The sequence below is a fragment of the Advenella sp. genome, assembly GCF_052108595.1.
Taxonomy (GTDB): domain Bacteria; phylum Pseudomonadota; class Gammaproteobacteria; order Burkholderiales; family Burkholderiaceae_B; genus Advenella.
In genome coordinates this window covers 1-9,423 of the sequence record NZ_JBQEAU010000141.1, presented here as the reverse complement: position 1 = coordinate 9,423, position 9,423 = coordinate 1, and the positions used below count along the sequence as shown (strand labels likewise).

Genomic DNA, 9,423 nt, shown 5'->3' with positions numbered 1-9,423 from the left:
GCGAGCGTGCTTTGGGTGTGGTGGCGCACAGTGTCCAGTATGTGGTCGATTCTGAGTGGAAATAACCACAGTGCATTCCATCCATATTGACGGTCGCTAGCAGTGAAGCAGGAACAACACCAAAGCCTGTATAAAGATCTTCCTTATAATCCGGTCACCGATCTGGACCCGGTTATTCTGTTGGCAACACCGCCAACCATTCTGACTGCAACGGCTAGTCTGCCAGTGCAGGATGTCCGGGGCCTGATTGCTTATGCACAGAAAAATCCCGGCAAGCTCAATTATGGTTCATCGGGAAAGGGGACATCGAACCACTTGTTTGGTGAGTTGTTCGCTTCGATGGCCAACATCAAGCTGACCCATATTCCCTATAAGGGTAGTGGACCGGCCATCAATGATCTGGTAGCGGGAATGACGCAGTTAAATTTTGCGCCGTTTCCGTTGGTGCTCTCGCAAATCAGGGCCGGCACGCTCAAGGCACTGGCAGTAACCGGAGTAAGCCGTTCGCCAGCGCTTCCCAATGTGCCAACGATCGCCGAGTCGGGCTTGCCTGGCTACGAAGGCAACGGTTGGTTCGGGTTGATGGCGCCCAAGGGAACTCCCCGGCATATCATCAAGAAGCTGAATGTCGAAATCAACCGGATATTGAATGATCCTGAAGTGCGTAAAACACTATCGGCTGAAGGCGCTGTTCCAGTCGGCGGGACCGAGCGGCAAGCAGCAGCGTCCGTGACGCAGGGGATAAAAAAATGGCGGGCGCTGGCAGAACAGATCAATTAATACCGCCAGCGGTTCAGGCCAGCCATTTGAGTTTCTGCCATGCCCCGGTAGGTCAGGACTGGACGATGCGCGCGCGCAGCGCGTTGATGCGGTGTTCGATAGGCGGGTGGGTAGAAAATAGCGCGGCTACACCGGCTCCACCGCTGATGCCCGAGGATTCGAACTGCTTGGGCAATTCGCCGGGGGGCAGGCCGCCCAGTCTTGCCAGCGCATTGATCATGGGCGAGGCGGAGCCGAGCATTTGTGCAGAACCTGCATCGGCGCGATATTCGCGCTGACGCGAGAACCACGCCACGATAATGGATGCCAGGACCCCGAACACGATCTCACAGACCAGTACGGTAATGTAGTAACCCATCCCGACGCCGCGTTCATTTCGGAAAATCGTGCGGTCAATGAAATATCCGACCACGCGGGCCAGGAAAACGACAAAGGTATTGACCACGCCCTGGATCAGGGTCAGGGTGACCATGTCTCCATTGGCAATGTGCGCCACTTCGTGGCCAAGAACCGCAGTCACTTCTTCTTCGGTCATGCTGTCAAGCAGACCGGTAGATACTGCCACCAGCGAGTCGTTCTTGAAGGCACCCGTGGCGAACGCATTGGGTTCGCCTTCATAGATGGCCACCTCAGGATGGCCAATGCCGGCGCGATCGGCTAGCTGATGAACGGTATCGACCAGCCACAGTTCTCTCTGGTTGCCGGGCGCCGCCGGATCAATTATTTTCAGTCCCATGGTCCATTTGGCCATCGGTTTGCTCATCAGCAGGGAAATGAAGGCGCCAACGAAGCCGATCACGGCAGAAAATACCAATAGCTGACCCATATTGATGCCGTTTGCATCCATATAGCGGTTCACACCCAGCAGGTTCAGCGTAATGCCCAACACCACCATGACGGCGAGGTTGGTCATAAGAAAAAGAATAATGCGTTTCATGCAGCAGGTCCTTGTAGGAAGGGATCAATCCGGATGACATATTTCGAGTCCGAATAAGTCTGCCATCTGGAGCTTAAAAATAACTGAATTAGGCCAGATCAATTATATAAGGGCAATGTCGTCCTTTTACAGTCTTGTTCGCAGTAGAATGTTATTTTATTTTCAAGTAATTTCCGGATTTTACATGCAGGCACTGTGGATGTTAGTGGCTTCTCTCATGTTTGCCATCATGGGGGCATCAGTCAAACTGGCATCCGAACATGCCGCGTCGTTATCACTGGTGATCCTGTTTCGGGGGTTGCCTTCGGTCGTGCTGCTGGTAATTTGGGCCGTCTCCACCCGCAAATCCCTTAAACCCAAAAGTATACGCCTGCACCTGATGCGTAACGTGTTTGGCGTAGGCGCCATGTGGATGGCATTTTATGGGTACAGCGTGCTGCCCCTGGCCACCAGCACCAGTTTGAATTACACTTCGCCCCTGTTTATTGCGGGCTTTTTGCTGCTGTCGGGCAGGGCGACCAATGATGTAGTGCGCACGCTTGCCGTGGGCATTGGTTTTGCCGGCGTGCTCCTGATCTTGCGTCCCAGTATCACCGAAGATCAGTGGTTTGCCTGCGCGCTGGGTTTGCTGGCTGGGGCCTGTGGCGCCGTCGCCATGATGCAGGTACGCCAGCTGGGCTCCATTGGCGAGCCCATCTGGCTGACCGTTATGTATTTTTCCATTTTTGTTACCAGCACCAGTTTAATAGGCATCAAAGCCCATGGTATTGGTCAGCCTGATGTGGTGGCCTGGGTCGCCTTGCTGGTGGTGGGCCTGTCCGGCCTGTTCGGCCAGCTGGCGTTAACGCGTGCCTTTGGTTCGGGCTCGCCGCTGCTATCGGCGGCGCTGCAATATACAACCATCATCTTTTCCGCAGGCATCGGCATCCTGGTATGGAAGAATGCGCCGGACGTATTGGCGTGGCTGGGTATGGGAATGGTGATTTTGGCTGGTCTGCTCTCGGCATGGCGCACCTTGGCGCTGGCCGACAGGCAAAAGAAATCGCAGGTGGTCAAGACAACGTCCTGATGTGGCGGGGTGTAATGCGGGTGTATCGGCGGACGCTTATACATTGGATAAGCACCGACGATAATGACACCTACGATAACCGCGCCTAGGAAAACGGTGCCCACAAAAACGGCTGCCTGGTGCGCGCATATATACTGGCGACGATGCGTGCAGCCAGGCGGGACTACAGCAATCAGGCCATCAGCTTGTTATACCACTCGTGAAAATGTTGCATGCCGTCTTCCATGGGAGACTGATACGGGCCGGTTTCAGACGTGCCGCGTTTGTACAGCGCCTGGCGGCCGGCGTCCATGCGTTCGGCAATCTCATCGTCTTCGATCGCCGTTTCCATATAGGCGGCCTGCTGGGCCTGTATGAAGTCGCGCTCGAACATGGCAATTTCTTCCGGATAGTAAAACTCAACCAGATTGACCGTTTTTTGCGGGCTGACCGGATATAGCGTGGACAGAACCAGTACATGCGGGTAGAGCTCGATCATATGGGTTGGGAAATAGGTAACCCACATGGCGCCGAAGTCTGGCGTTTCACCCTGGCGGAACTTGAGCAACTCGTCGTGCCATTTCCTGTAAACCTCGGAGCCCGGATTGGCCAATGCCTGGTGCACGCCGACACGCTGCAGACTGAAGGTTTCGGCAAAGTCCCAGGTCAGGTCGTCACAGGTGACAAAGTTGCCCAGGCCGGGATGGAACGGGGCCACATGATAGTCTTCGAGATAGACCTCGATAAACGTTTTCCAGTTGTAATTGCATTCGTGCACGATCGCGCGGTCAAATACATAGTCGGAAAAATCGAATTCGGGGCGCGCAAACAGGGGCGCCATGTCGGCGGCCGGATTGCGCGGGCCTTCGAACAGCAGGCCGTTGCAGTTCTGTATTGGAAACTGCTGCAGGTTCTTGCATGGATTGCTGTCAAATTGCGGCGCGCCAAGCAAGGTGCCCTGCTTGTCATAGGTCCAGCGGTGCAGCGGGCAGACAATATTGCCGCCGGCGCTGCGCAGATTGCCATGGTTATTGGTCGCGCTGGTCACGTCGCCCGCCTGGCCCCCTAGCATGATGGCCTGTCTGTGGCGACAGACATTTGACATAAGGCTGATATTGTCGCCGTTGCGCACCAGCACGCGTCCGGCCTGTTCATGCGCCAGTGTGCGCCAGTCTCCGGATTCGGGCACCAGTTTTTCATGTCCGACGTACAGCGCCGAGGCATCGAAGATGCGGGCCTGCTCCTTTTTAAAGATATCGTCGTTAAAGTAGACGTCGACTGGCAATTGCGTCGTCGCCGGTGATACATGTGCCAGTTTGGCAATATCAGACATGAGATGCCCCCCGATGAAAACAAATGCCGCCTCACCAAGGGTCATGAGCCGGCATAAAGTGTCAAAAAAATTAAAAGGAGGGTAATTGTAAAGAAAATCAATACCTTAGTCAAGATTGCCGGGCCTGGGTAATGGTGCTCAAATCGGAGTCTGGGGCGGGGTGGATTGACTTTGCGGCAAAAGTGGCAAATCTGCAACCGAAGCCCCCGCTGATTTCGTACAATGAGCAAATTGCACAACTGAAAGCATTGGAGATTGGTTTTGACTGAGAATGCAAAAACCGACACTGTGGCATTGCCCGATCAGTTCGAAGCGGCGCTGGGCGAGCTCGAATCGATCGTGACGCAAATGGAAGACAACAGCATGTCGCTGGAGGCTTCCATTGCTGCCTACGAACGGGGTGTTGGGCTGGCGCGCGTGTGTCAGGACAAGCTGGATGCTGCTGAACAGCAGATTAGTGTGCTGCGCAATAATATGCTGGTTCCCCTGGGCGAGACAGGATCGTCCGAATCATGAACGCCATGGTTGTATCGTTTCAGGACTGGTTGCCGGCCTGCATTGAAAAGATTGAAGGGTCGCTGGACAAAGCTCTGCCGCCAGCCGACGAAACGCCGACAAAGCTGCACCAGGCCATGCGGTATGCTGCGCTTGGCTCAGGCAAGCGTCTGCGCGCGGCGCTGGTGTATGCGGCCGGGCAGGCAAGCGCGCAACAAAGCGCATTGCCTTCTGCGCTGGAGCACACGCTTTCGCGCGCCGCAGTTGCTGTTGAGCTGATCCATGCCTATTCGCTGATCCATGACGATCTTCCCTGTATGGATGATGATGTCCTGCGACGCGGCAAGCCTACCGTGCATGTCCAGTTTGACGAGGCAACCGCCATGCTGGCAGGCGACGCGCTGCAGCCGCTGGCCTTTGCGCAACTGGCGCAAATGTCGGTCGCGCCGGCGCTTGTGGTTCAGGCGGTCAATGTGCTGGCACAGGCTGCGGGCAGCCAGGGCATGGTGGGGGGGCAGGCCATCGATCTGGCCAGCGTCAACACGCGTCTTGATCCAGAGCAACTGCAATTTATGCACCGGCTCAAAACCGGGGCGTTAATCGAAGCCAGCGTACAGCTGGGGGCGATTGTGACTGCTGCCAATTCGGATATCCGTATGGCGCTGGAAAATTATGGTTCGGCCATCGGCCTGGCGTTCCAGGTTGTTGACGACATTCTCGATGTGACCGCCGATCAGCAGGCGCTGGGTAAAACGCCGGGCAAGGATGCGGCGGACAACAAACCCACGTATGTCTCGGTGATGGGGCTGGCGCAATCCAGAGACTTTGCGCAGCAGTTGCATGAAGCGGCCCTGGATGCCATCAAGCCGCTGGGTGAGCCAGCCTGCCGACTGCGGGAACTGGCAGACCTGATTATCCATCGAAAATCCTGACAGTCTTTTGAGGTCAATCCGCGATTCATTCTGCCCGGCTGTTGCGGATCTGCAGCGCCGGGCATCCAAGACGATTTCATGACAAAGTTACTAGATACACTTGATTTACCCGCCGACGTGCGAAAACTCAGCCAGCATCAACTGAAGATGGCGGCGACAGAGTTGCGTGCCTTCATCCTGGATTCCGTATCGCGCACGGGGGGCCATTTGTCATCCAATCTGGGCACCGTAGAGCTTACGCTGGCCATTCATCATGTTTTCAATACGCCGCATGATCGTGTTGTCTGGGATGTCGGTCATCAATCCTATCCGCACAAGATCCTGACCGGCAGGCGCGGGGATATGCCGGGATTGCGCCAGCATGGCGGCATCTCGGGCTTTCCGCGTCGCAGCGAGTCGGAGTATGATGCGTTTGGCACCGCCCATTCGTCAACGTCCATATCTGCGGTGCTGGGTATGGCAGTTGCGTCCAGGAACCTAAGTATCGACCGGCAACATATCGCGGTGATCGGCGACGGTTCCATGAGTGCCGGCATGGCCTTCGAGGCGCTGAACAATGCGGGCGTAACGCCAGACGTGAATGTGCTGGTGATCCTGAACGACAACGATATGTCCATTTCACCACCGGTTGGCGCACTCAATCGCTATCTGGCGCGACTGTTGTCCGGCGGGCTGTATCGCGACGCCAAGAATGTCGGACGTGCCGTGCTTGAACATATGCCCGCGCCCATGCTGGACATCGCCCGGCGCGTCAAAGGGCATGCCAAGGGCATGATCAGTCCGGCTACGTTGTTTGAGGAGCTGGGATTCAATTATGTGGGCCCCATCGATGGTCATGATATGGACTCACTGGTTCCAACCCTTCAGAACTTAAGGGAATTGGGTGGCCTGCAGTTTCTGCATGTTATAACCAAAAAAGGTCAGGGATATAAACTGGCTGAAGCCGATCCGGTGCTGTACCACGGACCCGGCAAGTTTGACCCCGAGCTGGGTATCCAGAAACCGGCCAAGCCGGGCAAGCAGACGTTTACCCAGGTTTTTGGCGCCTGGCTCTGCGGTATGGCGCAACAGGATTCGCGTCTAATCGGGATCACCCCCGCCATGCGCGAGGGCAGCGGGCTGGTCGAGTTTGAAAAACGGTTTCCGCAACGGTATTTTGATGTCGGCATTGCCGAGCAGCATTCGGTCACGTTCGCCGCGGGAATTGCCTGCGAAGGGCTCAAGCCGGTGCTGGCCATTTATTCGACGTTCCTGCAGCGCGGTTATGATCAGTTCATTCATGATGTGGCCCTGCAGAATCTGGATGTCACCTTTGCGCTGGACCGCGCAGGGTTGGTGGGCGCTGACGGTGCGACACATGCCGGTAATTACGATATTGCATTTTTGCGATGCGTCCCCAATATGGTTATTGCCACACCTTCCGATGAGAACGAAACCCGCTTGCTGCTGTCTACCTGTTATCAGCACGCTGGCCCGGCATCTGTCAGGTATCCGCGAGGCAGCGGATCCGGTGCACAAGTGACGAGCACTTTGGATGTGGTCGACCTGGGCAAGGCCGTGGTGCGGCGCAAGGGCGAAAAGCTGGCTATCCTGGCCTTTGGTACGTTGTTGCATGCTGCAGCGCCTGTCGCGGAAAAACTCAATGCAACGCTGGTGGATATGCGGTTTGTCAAACCACTGGATGACACGTTGCTGCTGGCGTTGATGCAGTCTCACCAGCAACTGGTCACCGTGGAAGAGGGCGCTATCATGGGTGGCGCAGGCAGTGCGGTGGCCGAGCTGATGCATGCCAACGGCCTGTGTTGCGATCTGCTGCAGTTGGGATTGCCGGATGTTTTCATTGATCATGGCGACCAGGCGGGCCTTTTGGCCAGTGTCGGACTGGATGCAGCAGGAATAGAGCAGGCGATCGCCCGGCGTTTCGGGTAGCGCTGGCTGATAAATAAATTATAGAGCGAATAAATGAATTCTCAAATTGAACCGTCGGTGCTGATGCCCGATGTGCAAAGTACGTTGGACGAGCGGCATATCACCATACAGCGTGTGGGTATCCGGCAGGTCAAGCAGCCTATGTTGCTGCAACTGGCCGACGGCTCGGTGCAGGCAACCATTGCCGAATGGACGTTTACGGTGATGCTGCCGGCGCACGAAAAGGGCACGCATATGTCCCGTTTCATGGCGCTGCTCAACACCTGGCGCAATCGGCCCATGACAGCCGAAACATTTCGTGCCATGGCGCTCGAGATGCTGCCGCTGCTGCATGCCGAAAAGGGTGATATTACGGCAACCTTTCCTTATTTCATCAATAAGACGGCGCCGGTATCCGGCGTGGAAAGCCTGATGGACTATCAGGTAACCTGGGTGGCCAAGGCGCAAGGGGAGCAGGCCGTGGTCGAGCAGACTGTGCTGGTGCCTGTCATGAGTCTGTGCCCCTGCTCCAAGGCGATTTCCGAATACGGGGCGCATAACCAGCGCTCCCATGTCACGGTCAGTCTGATCGCCGAGCAGCACTATGAACTGGACGATTTGATCCGGCGTATCGAGGCACAGGGCTCCTGCGAGCTGTGGGGGTTGCTCAAGCGGACCGATGAGAAATATGTGACCGAAAGGTCCTATGACAATCCGAAGTTCGTCGAAGACTTGGTGCGCGATGTCGCTGCGGTATTCCAGAAGCTGCCCGGCGTTGTCAGTTACAGGGTAGAAGCCGAGAATTTCGAGTCTATTCATAACCACAGTGCCTACGCAGTAGTAGAAGGCTAGCAGCGCAGCTTGCCCTGTCGGAGCGTCATTTGCGACATCCCGCCGCAGGTAGGCCGGGCGCAAACGCCGCTTTGAGAAAAAAACAGTGGTAAATCAGCATCTTGGCTCGTAAAAAAGATCACCGTCGGTGGTCTTTTTGATTTTTTCGTGTTATAGTCTACGGTTTCTTGCTCGCCCCGGTACGGGGTTGCGCGTATCTTGCGGTCGTTGATTTGGTTATTTAGCCATTAAAACAATGATAATGCCGCCAGTATGCTAATTGCGCAACCAGTAGTGCCGGCGGGCTGCCCCCTGCGATTTGGTGTTCTGTCTTGCACTGGTTGTCATGTACAGCTGGCTGTCAATTCAAATGCCTTATTGCGGACATTCCACAAGGAGTTATCTATGCGTCACTACGAAGTAGTGTTTATTGTTCACCCGGATCAGAGCGAGCAGGTGCCCGCGATGATCGAACGTTACCAGGCAACGGTAACAGGCGACGGTGGTACCGTACACCGTCTTGAAGACTGGGGCCGCCGCCAATTGGCTTACCCTATCCAGAAACTGGTCAAAGCTCACTATGTCTGCATGAATATCGAATGCTCACAAGCTGCATTGGATGAGCTTGAGCATGCGTTCCGCTACAACGACGCCGTACTGCGTCACCTGGTTATCAAGGCCAGCAAGTCCCATACCGGTGCGTCGGTGATGATGAAATCTGTAGAGCGTGAAGAAGCCCGCAAGGCGACCACCGAGCAGACATCAGAACAGGAAAACGCGGGTTAATGGCGCATCGCGCCAGGCATCAATATGAACCAGCTTAGCCTGCAGGCCCGCATACTTGAAATGGGCGCCCTCAGGCATACACCGGCAGGAATGCCGGTGCTGGATCTGATCCTGACGCATGAGTCCGAAGTGATTGAAGCCGGTCTGCCGCGGCTCGTCCAGATGACGATTCCGGCCAAGGCCATCGGCCAATGGGGGCAGAAGCTGGCCTCATTGCCACTGGGAGCCGAAATGCGCGTACGCGGATTTTTGGCGCCTACAAGGAAAAATTCAAGCAGGCTGGTGTTGCATATCCAGCAGGTTCAATTTCCCGGCGAAGCAAACACAACGGACCCATCGCCATCACCAGGCATCCTGGCATAACGGAATGAGC

Annotated in this window: 10 protein-coding genes; 8 read left to right on the top strand and 2 right to left on the bottom strand. The window is 55.8% G+C overall.

Features of this window, described 5'->3' with window-relative positions; translation table 11 throughout:
• The first annotated feature begins 102 nt into the window (after window positions 1–102).
• On the top strand, window positions 103–780 hold the full coding sequence (locus ACTIKR_RS18755; RefSeq protein WP_442328664.1) for a tripartite tricarboxylate transporter substrate-binding protein: 678 nt from the start codon (window positions 103–105) through the stop codon (window positions 778–780).
• Between the two features lie 52 nt (window positions 781–832).
• On the opposite strand, the gene htpX is transcribed toward ACTIKR_RS18755, so the two are convergent.
• Entirely contained in the window at window positions 833–1,717 is an 885-nt protein-coding gene (gene htpX / locus ACTIKR_RS18750) for a protease HtpX (RefSeq protein ID WP_442328663.1), read from the bottom strand.
• A gap of 184 nt (window positions 1,718–1,901) precedes the next feature.
• On the opposite strand from htpX, the gene ACTIKR_RS18745 reads away from it, so the two are divergent.
• Complete coding sequence (locus ACTIKR_RS18745; RefSeq protein WP_193088536.1) at window positions 1,902–2,786, top strand: DMT family transporter; 885 nt, start codon at window positions 1,902–1,904, stop codon at window positions 2,784–2,786.
• A 172-nt stretch (window positions 2,787–2,958) separates the two neighbouring features.
• On the opposite strand, the gene ACTIKR_RS18740 is transcribed toward ACTIKR_RS18745, so the two are convergent.
• Window positions 2,959–4,098: an aromatic ring-hydroxylating oxygenase subunit alpha gene (locus ACTIKR_RS18740; protein WP_442328661.1), complete on the bottom strand. Its 1,140-nt coding sequence runs from the start codon at window positions 4,096–4,098 to the stop codon at window positions 2,959–2,961.
• A gap of 261 nt (window positions 4,099–4,359) precedes the next feature.
• Here ACTIKR_RS18740 and xseB point away from each other — a divergent pair, with 261 nt between their 5' ends.
• The 6 genes from xseB (at window position 4,360) to priB (ending at window position 9,413) form a co-directional block, all read left to right on the top strand.
• On the top strand, window positions 4,360–4,614 hold the full coding sequence (gene xseB / locus ACTIKR_RS18735; protein WP_370540207.1) for an exodeoxyribonuclease VII small subunit: 255 nt from the start codon (window positions 4,360–4,362) through the stop codon (window positions 4,612–4,614).
• Window positions 4,611–5,525, top strand: a complete 915-nt coding sequence (locus ACTIKR_RS18730) for a polyprenyl synthetase family protein (protein WP_442328660.1) — start codon at window positions 4,611–4,613, stop codon at window positions 5,523–5,525. Before xseB ends, ACTIKR_RS18730 begins: the two co-directional genes overlap by 4 nt.
• Window positions 5,526–5,603: 78 nt before the next feature.
• Entirely contained in the window at window positions 5,604–7,454 is a 1,851-nt protein-coding gene (gene dxs / locus ACTIKR_RS18725; RefSeq protein WP_442328659.1) for a 1-deoxy-D-xylulose-5-phosphate synthase, read from the top strand.
• A gap of 33 nt (window positions 7,455–7,487) precedes the next feature.
• On the top strand, window positions 7,488–8,285 hold the full coding sequence (gene folE2 / locus ACTIKR_RS18720) for a GTP cyclohydrolase FolE2 (protein WP_193088531.1): 798 nt from the start codon (window positions 7,488–7,490) through the stop codon (window positions 8,283–8,285).
• Between the two features lie 384 nt (window positions 8,286–8,669).
• The gene (gene rpsF / locus ACTIKR_RS18715; RefSeq protein ID WP_442328658.1) at window positions 8,670–9,050 is read left to right on the top strand and encodes a 30S ribosomal protein S6; all 381 of its coding nucleotides are present in this window, start codon (window positions 8,670–8,672) and stop codon (window positions 9,048–9,050) included.
• A gap of 24 nt (window positions 9,051–9,074) precedes the next feature.
• A complete protein-coding gene (gene priB / locus ACTIKR_RS18710) occupies window positions 9,075–9,413 on the top strand; it encodes a primosomal replication protein N (protein ID WP_193088529.1) in 339 nt (112 codons plus the stop codon).
• The last annotated feature ends 10 nt before the right edge of the window (window positions 9,414–9,423 follow it).

What these genes read in the sequence shown, in the direction of transcription:
- htpX (WP_442328663.1), bottom strand. Translation starts at nt 1,717, where the DNA reads ATGAAACGCATTATTCTTTTTCTTATGACCAACCTCGCCGTCATGGTG.
- ACTIKR_RS18745 (WP_193088536.1), top strand. Translation starts at nt 1,902, where the DNA reads ATGCAGGCACTGTGGATGTTAGTGGCTTCTCTCATGTTTGCCATCATG.
- ACTIKR_RS18740 (WP_442328661.1), bottom strand. Translation starts at nt 4,098, where the DNA reads ATGTCTGATATTGCCAAACTGGCACATGTATCACCGGCGACGACGCAA.
- ACTIKR_RS18730 (WP_442328660.1), top strand. Translation starts at nt 4,611, where the DNA reads ATGAACGCCATGGTTGTATCGTTTCAGGACTGGTTGCCGGCCTGCATT.
- dxs (WP_442328659.1), top strand. Translation starts at nt 5,604, where the DNA reads ATGACAAAGTTACTAGATACACTTGATTTACCCGCCGACGTGCGAAAA.
- folE2 (WP_193088531.1), top strand. Translation starts at nt 7,488, where the DNA reads ATGAATTCTCAAATTGAACCGTCGGTGCTGATGCCCGATGTGCAAAGT.
- rpsF (WP_442328658.1), top strand. Translation starts at nt 8,670, where the DNA reads ATGCGTCACTACGAAGTAGTGTTTATTGTTCACCCGGATCAGAGCGAG.
- priB (WP_193088529.1), top strand. Translation starts at nt 9,075, where the DNA reads ATGAACCAGCTTAGCCTGCAGGCCCGCATACTTGAAATGGGCGCCCTC.